Here is a 21,834-nt window from a genome sequence, read left to right on the forward strand (position 1 = left end):
CTTTTTATCCTATTTCTTTATATAATAAATCCAACCCTTCCCTAATAATCTGTTGATGGGGTTGTTTAGAGATGCAAATAAATTCTGTAAGTGAAAAATCTTCGGGAGCAACTTCATAAAGGCCCAACTGCTCCATTTCATCCAAGTCCTTTACCATACATGCTTTTAGAAGTTGTAAAGGATAGATGTCCATTGGAAAAACTTCCTCATACAATCCTGTAACCACAAATGCCCTGTGTTCACCATTGGTATTGGTGTCCAAATCGTATTTCTTATTGGGCTGCAACCATGAGAAGGTCAAGGCCCTAGTGGAAGATATTTTATTGAAAACTGGCTTGTTCCATCCAAAAAATTCATAATCATCACCTTCGGGAATAACACTTACGGTATTGTTATAATACCCTAAATATCCGTCAGGTTTTGTTTTGGACCCGGTGAGTACATCCCCATTGATCACTCTAAAATTTTCTGTATTCACACCACTGGCATATAGAAAGGTAGCTATTTCAGAACCTATTTTAGTAGTGTAATATTTTGGCGACTTAACGCTGGACCCTACCAGGGCCACAACCCTTTCAGGATTAAACCTTCCCGTTAGCAAAAGCTCCCCTATAATAACAAGGTCCTGTGGAGCTATTGTCCAAACTACTTCGCCTTTATTGATTGGATCTATCTTATTGATTTGGGTACCTACCAAACCAGCTGGGTGGGGACCGGAAACATTATGTATTTCCGTACCTTCCATCTTGGAAAAAATAGACTGCCCGCCTTTACCTACAGAAACATGTACCTTTCCAGGAGTTAATTTCCCCAGAACAGTAATTGCTGCCTGAATTTCATTTTCCTTTCCCTTTAAAGCATAATCCAAATCGGCCGCCATAGGACTGGTAACATAAGCAGAGATGAATATGGACTTTGGGGTTACACTTGGGTTCGCAATAATATCATAAGGTCTTTGCTTAATGAAAGGCCAACACCCAGATTTTAGAAGCAGCGCTTTAATCTCTTCAGCTTTTGCGCTTTTAGGGGATAAAGGTGCATGGGACACAAATTCTTGGCTTTTGTCTGCCAATATTTTCAAGGTTAAAATTTTTCTTCTTGCTCCTCTCACTACCTCGATCAATTCTCCGCTAACCGGGGAAACAAAAAGCATGTCTTCCACATTTTTATTGTAAAAAAGTGGCTCTCCCGCCTTTACTTCAGCGCCCTGCTTAACTAATAATTTAGGTGTAATTCCGTGAAAATCCTGAAGATTAATCGCATAAACATTACTTAAAACAGCTTTGGAAGTAGTCTTTTCCGCATCACCAATAAGATTAATGTTCAAGCCTTTTTTAATTCGGATGTCTTTAGACATATTTAGTAGACCTTAGGTTATCAAAATTTCGAGCAAATTTAATACTTAATAAAAAGTTTTCATAATTATTACTTATAAATTTAGAGATTAAACCACGCTAATCCATTTAGGCTTGCTTTTTGCTTACCTTTACGTGAAAATATCACCAGATGAGATTGAATTTTATTGCGCTTATACTGTTCATTTCCTGCCATTTTGCTTTTGCCCAGGTGCAAATGGAAATTAACCCTCCAACAAATATCAAAACTATAGTCTTTAAAGGTGACACCGATGACCAGTTTCCGGTCGTTAGCTTGGGCAATCCTATTTATTTGGAATTTGATGACCTTTTGGCCAATGAACAAGACTATTATTACAAGATAGTACATTGCGATTACGACTGGACCCCATCTTCCCTTTTAAAATCCCAATATTTAAACGGAATGGACAACGAGCGGATAGTAGATTACGAAAACAGCTACTCTACACTGCAATCTTATTCCAACTACAAACTTACAATACCCAATGACAATACCCGATTAAAGGTTAGCGGTAATTACGTATTGGAAATTTACAACAGCTATAATGAGCTTCAATTTTCCAGAAGATTTATAGTATACGAAGACAGGGTCACAGTGGGCGGCGTAGTAAAACGTTCTAGGGATTTCAACTATTTAAATGAAAAACAAGTGGTACAGTTTACCATTAACGCCAATCAGGTAAAATTGGTAAACCCCAATAAGGAAGTAAAAGTGGCCATAATTCAAAACCATCTCTGGCCCACCACGATTACCAACATAAGCCCTCAGTTTATACTGGGATCGGAACTGGTATATAAATATGATAAGGAAACCAGTTTTTTTGGCGGAAATGAATATTTTAATTTTGACACCAAAGACCTTAGGGCCCCTAGTTCTTCTATTTCCAGGATAGAACTTACAGACCTTTACAACCATTATTTGTTTATGGATTATTATAGGTACGACCGTCCCTATACCTACTATCCCGATGTTAATGGCGATTTTGTGGTCAGGACCCTTCAGGGAGACGACAGTTCTAGGGAGGCCGAATACAGTTATATACATTTTACGCTGCCCTATACAGAAAAAATAGGCCTGAACGATGTATATGTATTTGGAAAATACAATAATTACGCCCTTGATGAGGAAAACAAAATGACCTATAATGAAAATACAGGCAATATGGAGGCGGTCATAAAAATGAAACAAGGATTTTACAACTACAAATATGTAATGAAAAATAAGGAAGGTGATATTGACATGAACACCATTTCGGGAAATTTTCATTTTACGGAGAACAACTACCTCATCCTGGTCTATTACAGGAATTTTGGCGATATCTACGACAGCATTATCGGGGTAGGATCGGCTAATTCGCGTTCCATCACCAATTAACTATTGGTTAAAGAAGTCCCCCCATATTTCCTAAAGTAGCCATAAGGCAGCAATATTATGTAGACCATGGAATGTGCTGGCCACAAGGGATTAGCACAACAAAAAAGTGGAATTAATAAGATATTAACCCAAGCTTAAACGTGTAAACAAAAAGTCTTTTTATATTGCACCATAATAATGACGGGAATCTCAACCTAATCCCTAACCCATAATTAAACATGAATATTAGCTTTTCTTCTATTTGGAACAAAACCATTTTTGTCCTTCTACTTTTCCTAGGCCTAAGCTCACTTGCTCAAGAAACCAAACTGGACAGCATTCTTAACGATTACCACAACCATCCGGAACAGGTCCTCGTTGCAGCCCACAGAGCGACCAATCCCAACTATCCTGAAAATTCTTTAGCTGCCATAAGCGAAAGCATTCGTATAGGGGTAGATATCGTGGAAATTGATATTAGAAAAAGTAAGGATGGCGAACTGGTAATTATGCACGACAAAACCATTGATAGAACAACCAATGGTACAGGAAAAGTGGATGATTTTACCCTTGCCGAACTAAAGGAGTTTAAACTTAAGTTCGGAGATGCCAATACCGATGAGCAGATACCAACCTTTGAAGAGGTACTACAATTAACCAAGGGCAAGATGCTATTGGATGTGGATTTTAAGCTGGAGGGAGAGGCAGCCGTAAGGCAAACTTTCGATATGATAGAAAAATACGGTATGGAAAAACAGATATTGTTTTTCCTCTATGATTTTCCCGAAACCTCCCAGTACCAAAAATTGAACAGGGACATTAAAATAATGCCAAGGGCTTATTCCAGAAAGGATATTAGGAACATAAGGAAATTGGAGGATATTTCCATTATTCATATTGATGAGAGCTATTATAGAGATGGAACTATGCGCCGACTTATAAAATCCGGATACAGGGTATGGATCAATGCTTTGGGCAAGTATGATAGCATGGAAACCGAAGCTAAAAATTCAGGTTTTGATGCCCTCTTGTCCCGAAAGTACGTGAACGTAATTCAAACCGATCTACCCGAAGAACTTTTGAGCTATCTCAGATCCAGGAACCTTCACCGATAAGCTCTACTCAGAAATAGGATATATGAAGGGGAGGGTCAAAATTTTATTTCATACACCCCTTTCCGATACCCACTGCCATTCTTGATCAAGAGTTTATGGTCTTGGTCGTCATAATTCCAAAACACCTCCTTTTCCAGTTGCTTGCCGTCCAGTGCGACCGATTGCGGCTTGCTATTGGAATGTATCCGTAAAATATGTGAGAATTTTGTTCCTTCCAGGGAAAGTTTCAGGGTACCGGCTTTTGCTTCGTAAGAAATTGTGGTTCTCCCTTCGGTGTCCGTATGAAAATAATCAAAACTATTTTCACTTTGGGGATACACCAAGATGGTAGTAAAGCCCTCTGAATCCCCATTTCCCAATCCGGTATAGGATCGCTTAATATCCATAGGAACAATGGCCCCTTCCTTTATATATACTGGAAATTCGTCCATGGGAAATTCCCGCTCAATATCCACCTCGCCATCAATGGGTACATTATCGTCAAAAAAGTATCTCCATTTACCCTTGGGCAGGGTAATTGTCCTCTTTTTGGAATCCATATAAATGGGCGCCACCAAAAAGTCATCCCCGAACATATAGTGATATTTCCCTTTTTTTAGGGGTGTCTGCAACCTTCTTCCCCCTTTATGGGCCGTTATCACATAATGGTACATATAGGGCACCAATTCTGTATGCAACCAAGAAAACTTTCGTATTACCTCCAACTCCTCCTCTGTTCTCTTCCAAAGTCGCCTCTCCCCATGGCCACCATTCATGAACAGACCGCAAAAAGTAGAGAATTGAGTCCAGCGAATATAAAGTCTTGGAGGAATCGTTTTCCCCGAAAATCCGGCGACATCGGATCCAACAATGTTATACCCCAATTCAGAACTTTTTATCACACTTTCTATAGCGGATTCAAAGCCTTGGATTCCTTCCAGGGCAATATCCACTTTTTCATCTCCCTCTTGCAATATCATTTCATCGGTTACCCATTTGTGTTCCTGATCGCCTACCCAATTTACCGGGGAAGCATCAATGGGCGAAAAACCTTCGGGATGAAAGCCACGGTCTATGGATCGGGAAAGGGTAACAAACTCCGGATTTTGGGTAAGGCCATGCGCGTATTCGTCCCTGTAATAATGGTCCATATAAGTTCTAGTGGTCATAATTCCCTTGGATGTCCGCTTATAAAATATTGGTATTGGCCCAAGTTGGTTCCAAAAAAGGGTTGCTGTGCCATCCAGTTTCCATCCATCAATTCCAAGATCAAAAACATTTTGTTGCAGCCCACGCCACCAATCCATGGCATTATCACTGGTATAATCTATAAAACCTCCCTCCCCTTTCCACCATTTATTGGGGTTACGGGATTTAACCAAAAAACCGTTATCCATTGCCCTTTGATACCAATCCTTGGAATCCTTAATGTTGGCATCCTTACTATAACTATTCACCATGGAAGTCATCCAAAGTACTACCCGGTAGTCATTGTCCTGAAGCTTTTTAAACCATTGGTCCGGCTTTATATAAAGACTAGTATCAATTTCAAAATCATTATAGCGCAAAGACCAGGGACTATCCAAAATAATGGTTCTTACCGGAATATCATTTTCCTTATAGCCTTCCAATAATTCGTCCACATAGTCGGAAGTATTGACATCATCTTCCCAAAGCCAACATTCCAATGCCCAGGGAGGCGTTAAAGGCGGATTTCCATGCCGCTGACTATTGAACGGCATGCCCCATACAGGGAAAATCCAATAAAAATAGGAGACGACACCCAAAGACGCCAAAACCCAAATACCAATCTTTATAGCCTTTTTATTCAATTTATTTTCTTCATTTTCTTAAAGAATCTAAAATATATGGTCCCGAGCGAATAGACCATAAAAATAGACCCTATGATAAGCAGCAAGGAACTGTATTCGGCAAACACTTTACTATAACCTTTTACTGCATTGGCCCGAACCATATAATACAGACCCAAAACAATTAAAAACAGGGAACTTAGCATTCCCGCCAAAGCCATTCTTTTATGCATCGGGATAAAATGCTCCCTTCTGTAATTCCAAAGCAATTGAAACAAAATCAACCATAAAGTCCAAGATATTACTTGCCAAAAATTTAGTGTCCTAAAATAATTTACCACTGTAATAAAGGGCTGGAACAATAAATTTTTTCCACTATAAAAAGGCCGGTCCTGGTACATAAGTACCTTAACCCTACTCTGATCCCTATTCCTTATTATTTCCAAAATGGAATTCTCCTTTTTATCCGGATCCATTTGATGCCAATTCGGAATTTGGAAAGCATTCCATATCCCGCAGGCCCTACCGTAACCATGAAAATCAAGTCCGCCGAGCATGAGAAGCTTGTTATCTTCACAGAACTTTTTAAGATCCTTAAATATGGTTCGGTCATAATATAGTTCCTTGCCTACATTTTCAATTTCAAAACCATCCACACCCAGGTCCTTATAAAACTCCTTATCCTTTCCTTTCCCATCAAACCAGTGATTGACTATAACCGCCCCTCCATGCTTATGTACCAAATTTACTATTAGGGAATCCGGTTTGTCCTTGGTTTTAAATTTTCCATTCAATCCCAATAAACTCATATGATTGGAGCCCGAATGTTCTTGACCTACCATGATTAAAGGGTCTATAGAAAATTGGTTATTTCTTTGTTGGGTGGAGAAGTCCAATGTTTTTTTGTGATTGGCATGATCTGTAATAAAAAAAGCATCGAACCCATTTCTTTTGTGCCATGCCCACATTTTCTCTTGGGATATTAAGCCATCATGACTAAATTCGGTATGGGCGTGACTGGTTACCAATATTTCATCCGAAGTATTATTTACAATGGTATTATTAGGCAATCCAATAAAAAGGATAACGACAAAAACCGAAAAACAAATACCGATCAACAAAGGCAGGTTACCCAAAAACCGCAATGCTGTTTGCCTTCTGTAAGGAACTGAAGCAATTTTAAATATCTTGAATAGACTTAGGCATATATAAAAAACCAAAATCCACAATAAGGCAATCGGTAATTCCTGTAATGGATAAATAGCCCGGTTTAAATATAGTAACAATCCCAATATTGGTTCAAAAATAATTCTCAATATTGGGATATGTATATCGTATGCGGGAACGGTTTTAAGGCTAAGGGCATCAATAATATGTATTTCCAAATGAAAAAAAAGTGCTAGACTAGCGATAACCAAAATCGGAATTGCAACAAAAGACTTTTTCAACATTTTAATATTATCCATTACTGTAGGACTTCCAAAAAAACCTCTTTAATACGAAAGAAATAAAACATTTAACCCAAGAGGCACAATAAGAATTCCATAGTGGACTTTTTAATGTATTGTTTTATACTCATTCCTATAATTGAATTGGGCTATATACTTTTTAATCCTATTTCGTTGTTCCTCCGTAAATCGGTCCAAGGGTTCCGCATTATGATCTTGACAAATACCCATAGCCATCAAAGCGGCTTTGGTGCCCTTTATATGCCTTGAAGGATACTCCCCTACCTCATAAATTGTCTGATGGACCTTAATCACCTTATCCCTCAATAATTTTACTTTCTCCAAATTTTGAGCCATTGCCGCCTCGTACAAATCTACGAATAGTCTTGGGAAAAAATTTGCTCCCCCGGCAACGGAACCGTGACCGCCGTACATTATGGTTTCTGGCAAAAACAGCTCGGTCCCTGCAATTATGGAAAAAGTAGGATCGCTCTTAAATTCTTCTATCAGAACATACAGATATGAAAGATCTCCCGAACTATCCTTAATGCCGATAGCCCCCAATTCCTTGGCCCTCCTAACCACATCTATGGATAAATGAAGTTTTGTACAGCTTGGCATATTATACAGCATAAATGGTAAGGGAAGCATTGGCACTAAACTTTCCAGATAATCCCCCATTTCTTCTTGGGCAATTGGGAAATAATAAGGAGGTGCCACTACTAAAGCGTCAGCGCCGACTTTTTTGGCATGGTTTGCTATTTCCAGTGTCCCATCAAAAGAGGTATCGGTAATACCGACCAAAACCGGAACTTTTTTATTAACGATTCTACAGGTTTCGGATATGAGCTGTTTCCTGACGGCATAACTAAGACTAGGACCTTCCCCTGTAGTGCCCAAAATAAAAATACCGTGGACACCACCATTTATTAAATGCTCCAATAGATTTTTTAGCCCCACAAGGTCTAACTCCTTATTCTCGAGTAGAGGGGTAACCATAGGAGGTATTATTCCTTTTATAGCCAATTTCATGATTGTATATTTAAAGGATTAGATTAAATAATAGCAATACCTACCAATGGACAAAAAGTTGTAATAATTAGTTTCATAATGGTTGGTCTTTTAGGTTGTTTATGAATTTATATTTGATCAACAAATCTGTAAATCCGATAATCGGACCTACTGGTAATTAATTATATAAAACTTGATTTGCTGCTCTAACAAAATAAACTCAATTAAAAAACCCTTGCCACTACAATATTGTTTTAATTGCATTAAATTTTAACCTTAATTCTGAATAATTTAATTATATTAGTCCAATATTGTCAATATACCAAGCCATGGAATTTATTTTTGAAAAAATATTTGTACCCAACAAACATTCATTTATATCAAGAAAATTACCCTTGGCATCTAATGCCAGAATACATTCCCACAGAAATTTCGAATTGAACTTTATTACTTCGGGATCGGGCAGAAGAATTGTCGGTGACAATATCTCCGGATTTGAAAAGGGCGATCTGGTTCTTCTTGGGCCTAATTTGCCCCACTGTTGGGAAGCCTTGGATTTTGAAAAGGGAAATGACCCTTTTTGCATTGTTACCCACTTTTCGGAAGATATTATCAACTCCGACTTTTTTAGGATGCCAGAACTGGAACAGGTGGTAGATCTTTTAAAGCAGTCGAGCACTGGGCTCCGTTTTAAACTGGACAATGATAGCCACATTAGGCAAACCTTGGAACGGATGACGCAGTTGGAGGGCCTGGAGTATTATATTGAAATGCTTAAAATATTCAACTTTCTGTTACAGGTAGATGATCGTGAAAACCTATCCAATCCCAATAATAGTTCGGCAGTTTTTTCCAAGAATCTGGATAAAATAAACAAGGTCTACGAATATGTTTTTCAGAACATACAGGAAGGCGTTAAATTGGAAGAAGCCGCTGCTGTATTGAATATGGCACCCAGTTCCTTTTGTAGGTATTTCAAAAAGAAGACAGATCTTACCTTTATGGAATATGTAAAAAGTGTTAGGGTTGGTATAGCTGCCAAATTGCTGGCGGAAACCGATAAGCAGATAACACAGATCTGTTTTGAAAGTGGGTACAACAATCTGGCCAATTTCAACCACTACTTCAAGCATATTATGGGCAAAACTCCCTCGGATTACAGAAAGACTTTTAGGTGATTTTACAAATGGCCAAGCCGTTATTTGTCATTTAGCAGAAAATAGCCTGACAAGAGAGTAAGCAGCCTAAACTTTTCTAATAGAAGTACGACCAATTCCATTATTTGCAAATCCGAAAAGCACAACAATAAATGAGTCTAAACTTATTGGAGGTAGGCCTCCCTGCCACTTTGAAGGGCTGGTCCAAGTAGAATATCCCATAAAAACAAGATGTATTCCCAATAGAAAAAGTAGCCCCAAGAGGATTTCCTTTGAAGTAATAACATTTATAAGCATTTCTTTATTTTTAGAGCGATTTCCAAAGCACCAGTGATACAGTCCCAATTACATGAAACTGGCCATACCGGCGAGCAGACTAAAATGCCCTATGACCTACAAGCTATTATCGCTCTCAAAAAACTTGGTATAGTAGTGTGGATTAAAAATCAAAAAAACTGAGGAGTACGTGAAATATGGACAGCAATAGCCCTGTTATACCCAAAATATAAAGCTCGAATTCAAAGATTGAGAAGTGGCCTAATAGTGAAACTAAAAGTAAGCAATACTATTGCGGCAAAGGACAGGCCTTTGTTCAGAATAAATATTGGTAAATTTTTCCATGCAACAGTTCCCTCTACATTATATCTTAAGACCGCATAGCCCATAGAAATAATCAAAACGGTCCGAATAGTCCCTAGCCATTTTCTTTGTACACCTTCCTCCATTAAAATAAATCCTTAATTTAATTCATAGGAAATCTATCCCTGTCTCCCAGATCCCCGTGTACACTTATAGCTATCATTGCCAGAATGGCCAGTACACCAAGTATGACCAACACATAAAAGAACCATTTTTTAAGGTCTACCTTATCCATTTCCGTATAGTTGAACTGCCAGCTACCGGATCTGAGCAAGACAAAAATTAAAAGGATGTTCCCCACATAAAGATGATGGTTAAGATGCATTTCACCCCCAAAAATCCCCGTTACGGCATAGCTCATAAACGTATAAGCCAATAGCATGGTAAAAAATGTAATCAGAACATCATTTTGTGAGAATTGCTCTTTTTTAAATCTCCAAAAGATGGATATGACCATTGCCAACAGCACCAAAAGGACCATTGTGGTACTTGTAGAGGCAACGGATTCTATATTGGGCAAATTCTCCAATCGTCTGGCAATATGGGCATAGGTCAATGACTCCCTATAAACGATCAATGGAATAAAAAGTACCACTATAATTAAGGCCGACCAATTTTCCCATTTCATGGCCCTCGGGATTTCCTTCGGCCACTTGGAACTAAACACCCCATATGCCATGCCAGATCCACCGCAAATACCTATGCAATATTCCATAACATTCCACATATTAAAGGGGATTTGCCATGTATTTCCAAGAACATGTAAAAAATTGCCAAAACTAAAACCAATACCCCCACCCAACATTGCGTAAAAAGCCACCCTAATTGCCGAGTTTCTTTTTTCCCTGGCCATAAACCATAACATGGCCAATCCGGCACCAAAACACACGGCCCAAGCCTCTGATCTCGGAGGCGTCATTTTAAAGCCGATCTGCTCTATTAGAAAATAATAACTGATAATTCCACCAACCGTCATTTCCGATAGCAACGCCCCCCATCTTACTCTATTTTCCTTAGTAGAATCCAGAGTTAAACCTACAAGGCCACCACCCAATAAACCGAATAGTCCCCCAATTAGGAAGAGCATCCCAAGACCATAATAGGCATTCACAAAATTATCCGCGAAACCATAGCCTACTACCATGCCATAACTGATCATTCCTCCGGCTCCCCAACCTACAGCCGATGCCATAGCCACCAACATCATTTTCTTATACCAGTCCTTTCTACCGGAAACGAGCACTAGGGCCAGGCCTCCAATTGCCCCTGCCCATGCAGCACCCTGTTCATGTCCAAACTGACCCCTAATCGCCCATGCAGTGGCCAGAGACATGCCCACTATCAAAACTTGAATTCCTATTTTTTTAGTCATCATAATTTTCCTAGGATTATTTCCTTCTTTTTATTTCAATGGTTTCAATTTCATCGCCCTTCATATCCGTCACATACAAAAAGGCATTTTTCTTATTGATCTAAACATTGACAAAATGTTCTATTTTGCTGGATTTTTTCGTTTCCGGCAGATCAAAATCTATATCGTACAAAGGAGCTCCCGCTCCTGCTGAGGTTATTTAGTGCACACCATTTTTAGTGGCGCGGTGATAATGGTGGTCATGACCGTTCAAAAAACACCTTCAGCTTATGTCTTTCAAAAATATCACCCCAAAATTTACGGGTCTGTTTTGCTTCAGCCTTTCTATTTTTCATGGTACTGAAGAATGGTTTGTGTTGAAAAATAAACACGAAACCCGCTTCCTTATTCAACTCCAAAACATTCTCCAACCAATTTTTCTAGGTATTAACATAATCCGAGAAAGCATTTTGCCAGAAGGCATCACTATTTTTTTCGTAGCTAAAATATGGGGCTCACGAATAAAAAGAGGCAGCCCTAACGGAGTGCCTCCTTTAAAATAGTTGCTATACTAATTCAAATAGAATATTTTAATATGGTTCCCCAGTACCCTGCAACAACCACATTTTGGACCAGGCACTATTGTTACTGGCATCATCTCCTTTAAATGAAGTAGTTTCCAATTTCTGAATAGCTGCCTCGGCATTTTGAGTATTGTTGTCTATTTCATCTATATGGTAGTAGAAACGCAAGGGCAAGGCTGGGCGTTTGGCCGCAGGACCTGCCTGTAAATCTGGCAAGCCTGTCCTTCTATAATCGAACCAGGACTGAGTGGCTGATGTCCAACTGGCTATCCATTTTTGCTCCATAATATCTTCTAGTCCCCCGTAGGCAGCCCCGGCTATATAACTGGAATAGGCATCTTCCAAGCCCCAAGCCTTTAAGGATTGTTTTACTCCCTCATTATAATGCGCTTCCGCACCCCCTGAAGCCCAACCCTTTAAAGCTGCCTCTGCCAGGATAAAATGCACTTCGGCCGCCGAGATCAATCGAGATTTTAGCAATGGCCCGCTAACTTCTTTGTAAATATCGTTCAATTGGGAAACATGCGGATTGTAAGAACCTTGGTTGAATTCCTTCTTTAAGTTAAAGGCTGGCCCCAAAGTTATGGCTGTAGGAAGCCCTACGTATTCCTTATCAAAATTTACAGGTTCCCCTACTATGTCCAAATGGTCATCTACCAATTTCTGGCCTACATATCGTTCTCCGTCACGAATCTCATCCGTATCCTCCGCCTCACCAGTAGCCAAAACCAAAGGTGTTTCAATTTTATTGGCCCAAACCCCTAATCGCGGATCGTCAAGGGCCTGCAATGCTTCTACCAAAGTAGCTGCCATTTTTATTCTAAAATAAGTTCCTTGAGGACTTATATCAAATTTGGTATTGGTGGGCCAGGAGTCGCTAGTACTGGTTCCAACATAGTCTACATTGGCATCGTCAGCGGCATCCACTATTAAAGGATATTGACCTGGATTGGAAGATATCCTTCTTATTCCCTCTTCCGCCAAACCTGGTTCCTTTGCAGACAACCTCATATAATATCTCAAGGCAAGGGAATTGGCAAATTTGCGCCACTGTGAAACAGTGCCGCTATAAAGTACATCCTGATTTTGTTGAATGCTAAAATATTCACTTTGGTTTTTGGACAAAAGGGTATTGGCCCGTGCCAAATCCGTAAATATACCCAAATAGATATCTTTTTGATCGTCAAAGGCAGCATCAAAAAATTCAGCCCCTTCGTCTCCCCTTAACGCTTGGGAATAAGGAGCGTCTCCCCACAGATCCGTTATCATCCCAAACAAATAGGCTTTCATAACCAGGCCTACCCCGATATGGAATTCCAAATTATCGGCTTCGGCTTTCTCTATTAAGGTTTTATTATTGGTCAATAAGCTATAATAACCATTCCAACTATGGGAATCATTGCTCCAGTCATAGGCATTGTGCCCACTGGACCAACCATCTTTTTGGGTATGCTGCATTACCCCTGCCATATCACCAAAACCTAAGCCTACTACATTCTTGGCTGTTCCTGAAATCACCGTGCCCACCAATAGGTTGGGGTCCACATTGTCCGAACCAATTCTATTAGGATTTTCATTAAGGTCTTCCAAGCCATGGCAGGAGACCAATACAATAAGTCCCGACACCAATATGGCCATTTTACTTTTTATTTGATACATCATGATCTTAGTTTTTTTTATTAAAATGTTATACCAATTTTAAAACCTACCGGGATTACCCAGGGATCTACATTGTACCGCTCTATACCCTGTTTAAACTGCGTTCCCCTTTTATCCGTTCCCGATTCTGCCTGAAATGCCCTTTCCGGATCCACACCAAAGGAAGAATCTTTGGTCCACAACATGATATTCCTGCTGTAAACGGATACACTAATATTGTCCAAGCCTGTCCTTTCTATCAACTTGTTGGGCAGACTATAACTTAAGGATACCTCCCTTAGTTTAATGTAATCGGCATCGAACATATGGGGAGTTCCAAATTCCCATGGATTAGCCACAGAAAAAGGTAGTATCGTAGTACCTACATCCCCAAGGTTTTCACTTTCCAATATAAAGTTACCATTTTCATCATGGGTTCCCCTTACCCCTGGACTAAAAACTCCGTCATAAACTACGTTTCCACTAAAGGTCTCTGGCAAACCTCCATTACCTGGGGTACCACCAACAGACAAGAAATTCTCTCCATAAATCAATTCATCTGCTCGATCCAACACCCATTGCTTTAATTCGGGGCCCGGTTCAGCTATTCCTGGATTGACCAAATTGTCAATCAATTGCTGACCGTAACCGTCCTCTACCATATACCTAGAGGTTTGGGACATGTACTGTCCTCCCGAACGCCAATCGAAGGTCATATTCAAGGTAAAGTTCTTAAATGTAAGGCTGGATTGGAGTCCCATGATAAAATCTGGGTTATAATTCCCTACCTTAACACGTTCTTCTTCCGGTAACCATTCAGAATCTTCCGCTTGTCCAATAAGTGGATATCCAAAATAAGGCGAATTGGGATCGGTTACCCTTTTAATTCTAGGGGAATACAGATTTCCCACAAGTCCGTCTTCACCAGTAGTAGGATCTGCAACATAAGCTCTGGAAACACTCTTGTTTTCACTCCATAATTCTATATAATCCACACCAGGGGCCAAGGCAACTACTTTGGATTCATTGGTGGTATAATTTAGATTTAGGTCCCAATTCCAATTTTCCGTTCTTATTGGTGTAATACCCAAAGACAATTCGTACCCTTCACTCTCCAAAACCCCAGCGTTAATACTTACGCTACCGTATCCAGAAGATCCTGGAATGGGGATACTGGGAACAATCTGGTTCCTATTTTCAACCGTGTAATAAGTACCCTCAAAACGAAACCTGTTATTGAACATCGTCAAGTCTAGCCCCAATTCTTTGGAAGTAGCCTCTTCGGGCTCCAAGGTTGGTGTACTTAGACTTCCAGGTGCCGTATACAAGACCGCATTCTCCCATTGTCCTGCATTATTGTAATATGCACCTAATTGATATGGGCTGGTATCGTTACCTACTCTGGCCCAACCTCCCCTAAGTTTAAAAAGATCTACCTTGGGTATATCTACAACCTCGCTCAACAAGAAGCTTAATGAGGCCGAAGGATAAAAATAAGAGCGATTATCTACTGGTAGCGTACTGGACCAATCGTTCCTAGCCGTTACATCCAGATACAACATGTCCATAAAACCAAAGTTACCTAATGCGTAAACACTATTTATCCCCCTTTCACTAGTAAAACTGGAATAATTTAATGCCGTTGGGGCAATGTTTGAAACCGTAAAAAGATCTGGCACAACTAGTCCAACACGTGATGCGGCGGAGTTATTTAGTCCGGTATTCTTTTGGTACATTAAGTTACCACCACCCGAGATACTAAAATCAAAATCTCCCAAATCCTTGGTAAAAGTGGCCAACAGATCCACATTGGTCTCTACCCCGTCTGTCTTGGAAATACCGTAAGTTCCATTGTTGGACTCCCTGTCATATCCGGGAGACATTTTGGTTTCCTGGGTCTGATTATAACTATTTAGGTTATAACTACTCCGAACTTTAAAGGATGGCGAAATATTCCAATCCAACACCATGTTTCCATAGACCCTGTAACGTGAATAACTGTTATTTACTCCATAAGCAAGGAAATAAGGGTTGTTATACCCAGGGGCCAAGGTTAATACATCCGTACCAGGAAGGTCATAATCTCTAAGTAGGCCGAGATCAATATTGGCTGGCGTAGAGTATGCCCATTGTAATGGATTGGCACCCCTATTCGAGGCTGGTCTATTATCTGCATAACTGTGCACCACATTTACATTGGTGCTCAAAATAAACTTATCGTTCAAGCTTGATGAAGCCGATAGGGAAAAACTGTTCCTATTAACATCGGAATTGGGAACAAGGCCGGTATTCTGCATATTGGTCACGCCCATTCTGTAGTTCATGAACTCTGTACTATTGGTAACCTCAAGACTATTTGTGGTTGTAATTCCGGTTTGTACAAAATTCTTGACATTATTTGGATACGATTTCAATTCTGTTGGGATGGGAACCCCATTGGCATCCACAGGAGCGTTCCACTGTACCGCAAAATATCCGCGATCCAGTTCGGGACCACCATTACCTCCTGACAATTGTACATCCGGAAGTAAGTTACTGCCTCCTTGCGATTCTGGTGAAAAAGAGAACAAACCTGACGCAAACCTAGTTTGTTGTTCCAAGAATCTATAGGGAACATCAAACACCGTATTGGTAGTAAAGGAAACTTTCATTTTTTCCTTGTCCTTGGCCTTTTTGGTAGTGATAAGAACCACCCCATTACCTGCTCGGGAACCATATAGTGCCGCAGCACTAGGTCCTTTAAGGATACTTACATCCTCAATACTATTGGGATCCAAATCCGATACGGCATTTCCATAATCCACTCGGTTGTCACTACCAAACCCCCCAATGTTGTTCAAGGAATTGGTTACTGGAACCCCATCTATAACAAATAGTGGTTGATTGTCAGAACTAAGAGAAATGGCACCACGAATTACCATGCTCACCGAAGAACCTGTACCTCCTGTAGAGTTTAGGGTTACACCCGCTACTTTTCCGGATAGGGAATTTAATACGTTCTCTTGGGCCACCCTTGTTAGTTCTTCTCCGGCGACATTTTCTACGGAGTAACCTAAGGACTTATCCTCCCTTTTTATACCCAAAGCCGTTACCACCACCTCGTCCAATGCCTCTGCACTGGGAGCCAAAGCAATATTAATGGTGGTCTTTCCATTCACTGCTATTTCCTGTGGTTCAAAACCCAAATAGGAATAAACAAGCGTACCGTTACCGTTTGGAACATTAATACTGTAGTTCCCATCAAAATCTGATGAAACTCCCTGGGAAGTCCCTTTAAGAACGATACTTACTCCTGGCAAAGGCATTCCATCTTCGGAAGATGTAACGCTACCCGTTACCGTATGCTGAGCTGATTGGGCCATAACCGAAGTGGTGCAGAAAACCAGCAACACCATGGACAGTTGCCCAAACATCCGAATTTTATTTTTTAAATATGTGTTCATAAAATTGTTTTGTAGTTAGTTATTTATTTTAAATGATTGACACCTAAATGATTAATTCACAACTTCAAACGTGAGCACGAGTCCATTAGTGTTTATTCCCGGCGCACTAGGTTCTGCCGCCATAAACATGACCAACCTCATTGAATTATCCTTAATTTCCTGTACCATCACCTTGCGCTGAAAATCCATGAAACCAATGAATTCCGTACCCGAAAAATCCAAGGTACTTACCCCGCTATAAGTCAAAGAGCCTCCCGGACCAAATACAGAGGATACCGTAAGATCTTCATTTTCAACATAAGTAAATGTTGCATCCGATTCTGGGGTATAGGTCGCTGTACATAACCCAAAGCTTTGATCACTGCTTGGGTTTACAATATTGGCACCACCTGTGGTGAGCAATTGAAAGACAAGCCCACTAAAAGAAGCCCCATCGGCCTTTACATCATGGCTATAACTTCCATCAAAATAAAAGGTAAATTCATCTTGATACACTTCTCCCAATCCAAGACCTACCCCAAATATACCGGCAGGCAATGGATTTGGCGCCCCATCAAATGGGGTTAGAGCAGCATCCGCATATGCAAAATAATCCTTATCGGAATGTCCACTGGAAAGCCTCCAGGTTTTACCATTAGGAGCGGTTGGCCCACCAGTAAGTAATATATAAGGAGTAAGATCTATTGCAAGCCTAACTTCCTTGCTAACAGAACTTCCATCTGAAGATGTGGCCGTTAATTTGGCTGTGTAGTATCCACCTTCGGAATAAACATGTACCGGGTTTTTCTCACTGCTAGTAGTTCCATCCCCAAAATCCCACGCCCATGAGGCGGCATTGTTGGTCAACCCTTGGAAGGCTACTTTTTTCCCCACGACACTCTGAAAAATATCGGCGGAAAGAGGAATATCTTCCGAACTGGAACTATCATCTGAGCTACAGGAAGACAGGGACAGTATCATCGAAAATAAAATTCCATACAACAGTATTAGATTTTTTTTAGTCATAAATAACAGTTTTTAGTTAGTTTTTTTTGCGCTCAAAGATCAAAAATTAACAATTACCAAAATCTTGTTCCCTACTTGATAACCACTAGTTAACGATATGTTAATATTAGAACCTTTAGATTACACTATTACCAAAAATATATTTAAATTATTCAAAACAATTCAGATATATTATTAAATATGCATTATATATTAACCCTCGATTTAAGAAATTAAATATATTTTTGTAAAATAAGTCAATATTCTTATTAAGTTTTATGCATGCATAATAGGAGCATTTTTAACATTTAAATGTGAAGATTTATGAAAAATATTTCTTACAAATCTTGTAAGTTAAGATTTACGAATCTGATCTTTATCTTTTTAGTTTCTTTTAATATACATTCCCAACAACTAAAGGCGGGTGCGGCCAAACGGGTAATTACCCCTGACCCGTTAATTTCCGTTTCTGGTGGTGTTGGCACCCCTAAGCCCACAACCGAAAAAAAAGGGGAACTTTATGTTAGGGCCATGGTACTGGAAAAGGGGAAAGAAAAGATAGCCATCGTTAATATAGACAATCTGGGATGGCCGGCAGCACTGGGCAATAGAGCAAGAAAATTGATCAAGAACATTCCGTTCAACAATATATTAATCGGTGCCACACATACCCATAGCGCTCCGGACGCCTATGCTTTCCCTGACGAAAAAGGCAATTATGCAGCCGACTTAGAGTATCTTGACTGGTGCGTGACCCAAATTGCGGATGCGGTAAATGAGGCTTCAACAAATATGGAACCCGCCAAACTAAAAATTGCCGTTGGGGAAGCCAATGGTAAAATAGCCTACAATTATTACGCCCCTGATTTGTACGACCCAAGATGCGGTGTAATACAAGCCCTGGGCAATAAAGGCAAAAACAAGGACCTACCTATAGTAACTTTGGTAAACTATGCCATTCATCCAGAAGTAATAGGTAGTGATCAAGGAATACTTAGCCCAGACCTTATAGGTCCGTTGTACGACAGGATTGAAGCCAAGACAGGCGGGATGGCCTTGTTTATGAACGGTGCCCAAGGAGGAATGGTAACGGCAGACAATAGACAGGATGATAATACGGAAGTCAACGATTGGGAAGAATGCAAACGAATTGGGAACCTTTTGGCAGACGAGGCCTTGAGGATTTTATCGGAGGCCAAAATCCAAGAGGATCCAAAACTTTTTTGTGCTTCCAAACAGGCTGAATTTCCGATAGATTCGGAAATGATGCGGTACATTTTAAACAATTCGCCCTTAAAAATGGGCAACTCAGACCAAATTGTTACTACAACCCTAAACCTATTGAATATTGGATCTGCGCAAATCCTGACCATACCAGGTGAAGCCCTACCTAATATAGGATACTATTTAAAAAGAAATATGCCCACGGAACATCCATTTCTGTTTGGATTGACCAATGATGCCTTTGGGTATATTTTGACCAAAGAAGATTTTAACAGTTTTAAAAGATATATGTATGTAAGTCGCACCAGTCTAGGGGAACAAACAGGAGAAATCCTTATCAATGATCTATTGACCCTAATCGAAAACAGTCCAAAACCTAATAAGTAAAGCAATTCTTAACCATATAATACAAGTTCCAAATGAGAAAGTTGGTTTCTATTTTTTTAACGTTGTCCTTATTATGTATATTTTCCTGCAAGGACAGTCCAAAAAAACTGGTGGAAAATGTTTCCCCAGCTTCAACTGAAATAACTCCTTCCATTGCGTTACAAAGTTACTTAAACAACGAAGATCAAACGTATAAATGGGAATTGAAAGAGAATTATGCCATAGGGGGTGTAACCGCTTATGAGCTTATGCTGACCTCCCAAAAATGGCGGGAACACGTCTGGACCCATGAACTCACCATACTGGTCCCTAAAGAAGTTGCCCATGACGGGGCACTTTTATTGATTACTGGCGGAAGCATAAAAGAGGGGATACCCAATTGGTCTAACAATGAAGAAGATAAAAAATCCATCAGTTTTGCACAGGTAGCCGAAAAGAACAAGGCCATAGTGGCCATTGTTAGACAGGTACCCAACCAACCTCTATATGATGGCCTTACGGAAGATGAACTTATTTCCTTTACCCTTCACAATTATAAAAACGACAAAGACCTAACGTGGCCCTTATTATTTCCTATGGTAAAAAGTGCTGTCAGAGCCATGGATGCAGTTCAGGAATTCAGCAGTAAAAATCTTGAAAAGGAGGTCACACGCTTTACGGTAACCGGAGCTTCCAAAAGAGGCTGGACCACTTGGTTGACCGGAGCAAACGACAAAAGGGTAGAGACCATAGCACCAATGGTAATTGACGTTTTAAATATGCCCGTAAGCTTGGATTACCAAATTACGGCTTGGAACGAATATAGTATTCAGATCAATGACTACATTAAATTGGAAATCCCCCAAACTGTGGGAACCGAGGATGGCAAGGCCATAACCCAAATGGTAGACCCTTATTCCTATAGGGCCAATTTAACCATGCCCAAATTAATTTTTATAGGCACCAATGATGAATACTGGCCTGTAGATGCCATTAAAAATTACATCAACGATATTCCTGGTGAAAATTATATTCACTATGTACCCAATGCCGGCCATGACCTAGGTGATGGAAAACAGGCCATAAGGGCCCTGAGTGCCTTTTGGGGCAAATCCTTGAGCAAGTCGCCACAGACTTCCCTTTCCTATGACCTAACTACTGACGAAACCTCGGCGACCTTGACAGTCAAAACCACTTCCGATGAACTTGAAAATGCCTATATATGGTCTGCCGATTCATCGGACCGGGACTTTAGGGACGAAGAATGGACCTCTAAAAAATTGGACTCCAAAGACCACGACCATATTTTTCAGCAGGTAAAATTTCCAAAAAGTGGCTATAAGGCATTTTATATAGATTTGGAGTACAAAGACCCCAACGGAGGGAAATATACCAAGAGTACCAGAATGTATGTAGCGGACGACGATGAAATTCTATAGTAAAAAACGGATATATTGGTTTTTGGGGATAATTACCTTTCTGCTATTATTGGCATTTACCTTCTTTTACGCCAGTGATACCAGCAAGGCCTTCCCCATAGACGAATATTATGCCTATGACCAGGCCATCCCGCTAAAAGATTCTCTTAGCCTACTAAAGGACACAACAGATTTTAAGTTATATCACATATCATATCAAAGCGTACACCAAAAAAAAGTAAGCGGTCTTTTGAGCCTGCCCAAAATTAGCCCCTCCCCCCTGCCCGTGGTCATTTTAATGCACGGCCTTGGAGACAACAAGAACGTGGATTACGTAGCCTACGGCAACGATCTTTTTCTCAAAAATGGCTATGCGGTATTGAGGATCGATTTTAGCGAGCATGGGGAAAGAAAAGGAGATTTTCATGATTTTAGCCTAACCGGGAAATACAAATACTGGAGTAGGGACATTATAAGTCAGACCGTATTCGACCTTAGACGTGCGGTCGATTTTATTGAAACAAGGGAGGAACTGGATGCCCAAAGAATAGGATACTATGGTATAAGTCTGGGAGGAATTACGGGCACCATATTTTGCGGAATAGATAATCGAATAAAAGTGCCAATTGTTGCCTTGGCTGGTGGACAATTGAATTTATTGTACGAAAAAGAAGCCCTGACCAAGGAGGCAAAAGACTTTGTAAGCATTATTGAGCCCCTAAACTTTGTCAAGAAGATTGCTCCGCGTCCGTTCCTCATGTTAAATGCAAAAAACGATGAAATAGTACCTCCTTTAATGAGCACCCTGCTCTTTAATGAGGCACAAGAACCTAAAGAGATTATTTGGTACGATGCAAAACATAGGGACGCTCCGCTGGACATTATTTATGGAGACGGACTCAACTGGTTTAAAAAATATTTATAAATTAAAACATC

General features: G+C 40.1%; 14 protein-coding genes. 6 read left to right on the plus strand and 8 right to left on the minus strand.

Annotated elements, in window-relative coordinates; genetic code table 11:
• Window positions 1-4 precede the first annotated feature (4 nt).
• The gene (locus tag U735_RS0116845) at window positions 5-1,357 is read right to left on the minus strand and encodes a Na(+)-translocating NADH-quinone reductase subunit A (protein ID WP_031444944.1); all 1,353 of its coding nucleotides are present in this window, start codon (window positions 1,355-1,357) and stop codon (window positions 5-7) included.
• Window positions 1,358-1,506: 149 nt separating this feature from the next.
• Between U735_RS0116845 and U735_RS0116850 the strand changes: the two genes are divergently transcribed.
• Together U735_RS0116850 and U735_RS0116855 are read left to right on the plus strand one after the other, a co-directional pair.
• Window positions 1,507-2,751 (plus strand): type IX secretion system plug protein, encoded by a 1,245-nt coding sequence (locus U735_RS0116850; RefSeq protein ID WP_031444945.1) that lies wholly within the window; start codon window positions 1,507-1,509, stop codon window positions 2,749-2,751.
• A gap of 218 nt (window positions 2,752-2,969) precedes the next feature.
• A complete protein-coding gene (locus tag U735_RS0116855) occupies window positions 2,970-3,845 on the plus strand; it encodes a glycerophosphodiester phosphodiesterase family protein (protein WP_051892199.1) in 876 nt (291 codons plus the stop codon).
• Window positions 3,846-3,880: 35 nt separating this feature from the next.
• Here U735_RS0116855 and U735_RS0116860 read toward each other — a convergent pair whose 3' ends face one another.
• The 3 genes from U735_RS0116860 to U735_RS0116870 all read right to left on the minus strand — a co-directional run bounded on the left by U735_RS0116860 (window position 3,881) and on the right by U735_RS0116870 (window position 8,115).
• Complete coding sequence (locus U735_RS0116860; RefSeq protein WP_051892201.1) at window positions 3,881-5,656, minus strand: TIM-barrel domain-containing protein; 1,776 nt, start codon at window positions 5,654-5,656, stop codon at window positions 3,881-3,883.
• On the minus strand, window positions 5,653-7,101 hold the full coding sequence (locus U735_RS0116865) for a PHP domain-containing protein (protein WP_031444948.1): 1,449 nt from the start codon (window positions 7,099-7,101) through the stop codon (window positions 5,653-5,655). The genes U735_RS0116860 and U735_RS0116865 overlap by 4 nt, the downstream gene beginning before the upstream one ends.
• A 90-nt stretch (window positions 7,102-7,191) precedes the next feature.
• Window positions 7,192-8,115 carry a dihydrodipicolinate synthase family protein gene (locus tag U735_RS0116870; protein ID WP_034248555.1) on the minus strand — a complete coding sequence of 308 codons (924 nt, stop codon included), beginning with the start codon at window positions 8,113-8,115 and terminating at the stop codon, window positions 7,192-7,194.
• A 308-nt stretch (window positions 8,116-8,423) separates the two neighbouring features.
• Between U735_RS0116870 and U735_RS0116875 the strand changes: the two genes are divergently transcribed.
• Window positions 8,424-9,272 (plus strand): AraC family transcriptional regulator, encoded by an 849-nt coding sequence (locus U735_RS0116875; protein ID WP_031444950.1) that lies wholly within the window; start codon window positions 8,424-8,426, stop codon window positions 9,270-9,272.
• Window positions 9,273-9,993: 721 nt separating this feature from the next.
• Here U735_RS0116875 and U735_RS0116890 read toward each other — a convergent pair.
• From U735_RS0116890 to U735_RS26080, 4 genes are all read right to left on the minus strand, one after another.
• On the minus strand, window positions 9,994-11,265 hold the full coding sequence (locus tag U735_RS0116890; protein ID WP_031444953.1) for a hypothetical protein: 1,272 nt from the start codon (window positions 11,263-11,265) through the stop codon (window positions 9,994-9,996).
• 566 nt (window positions 11,266-11,831) lie between these two features.
• On the minus strand, window positions 11,832-13,487 hold the full coding sequence (locus U735_RS0116900) for a SusD/RagB family nutrient-binding outer membrane lipoprotein (protein WP_031444954.1): 1,656 nt from the start codon (window positions 13,485-13,487) through the stop codon (window positions 11,832-11,834).
• A gap of 17 nt (window positions 13,488-13,504) precedes the next feature.
• A complete protein-coding gene (locus U735_RS0116905; RefSeq protein WP_198036661.1) occupies window positions 13,505-16,906 on the minus strand; it encodes a SusC/RagA family TonB-linked outer membrane protein in 3,402 nt (1,133 codons plus the stop codon).
• 51 nt (window positions 16,907-16,957) lie between these two features.
• Window positions 16,958-17,911: a PKD domain-containing protein gene (locus tag U735_RS26080; RefSeq protein WP_031444956.1), complete on the minus strand. Its 954-nt coding sequence runs from the start codon at window positions 17,909-17,911 to the stop codon at window positions 16,958-16,960.
• Window positions 17,912-18,214: 303 nt separating this feature from the next.
• Here U735_RS26080 and U735_RS0116915 point away from each other — a divergent pair, with 303 nt between their 5' ends.
• Genes U735_RS0116915 through U735_RS0116925 form a run of 3 tightly spaced genes read left to right on the plus strand, consistent with a single transcriptional unit; the run spans window position 18,215 to window position 21,823 of the window.
• A complete protein-coding gene (locus U735_RS0116915) occupies window positions 18,215-19,501 on the plus strand; it encodes a hypothetical protein (protein ID WP_051892203.1) in 1,287 nt (428 codons plus the stop codon).
• A gap of 32 nt (window positions 19,502-19,533) precedes the next feature.
• The gene (locus tag U735_RS0116920) at window positions 19,534-20,919 is read left to right on the plus strand and encodes a PhoPQ-activated pathogenicity-related family protein (RefSeq protein WP_083260523.1); all 1,386 of its coding nucleotides are present in this window, start codon (window positions 19,534-19,536) and stop codon (window positions 20,917-20,919) included.
• Window positions 20,906-21,823: an alpha/beta hydrolase gene (locus U735_RS0116925; RefSeq protein ID WP_031444959.1), complete on the plus strand. Its 918-nt coding sequence runs from the start codon at window positions 20,906-20,908 to the stop codon at window positions 21,821-21,823. The genes U735_RS0116920 and U735_RS0116925 overlap by 14 nt, the downstream gene beginning before the upstream one ends.
• Window positions 21,824-21,834: the final 11 nt, after the last annotated feature.

The sequence above is a fragment of the Arenibacter algicola genome (assembly GCF_000733925.1).
GTDB classification, from domain to species: Bacteria; Bacteroidota; Bacteroidia; order Flavobacteriales; family Flavobacteriaceae; genus Arenibacter; species Arenibacter algicola.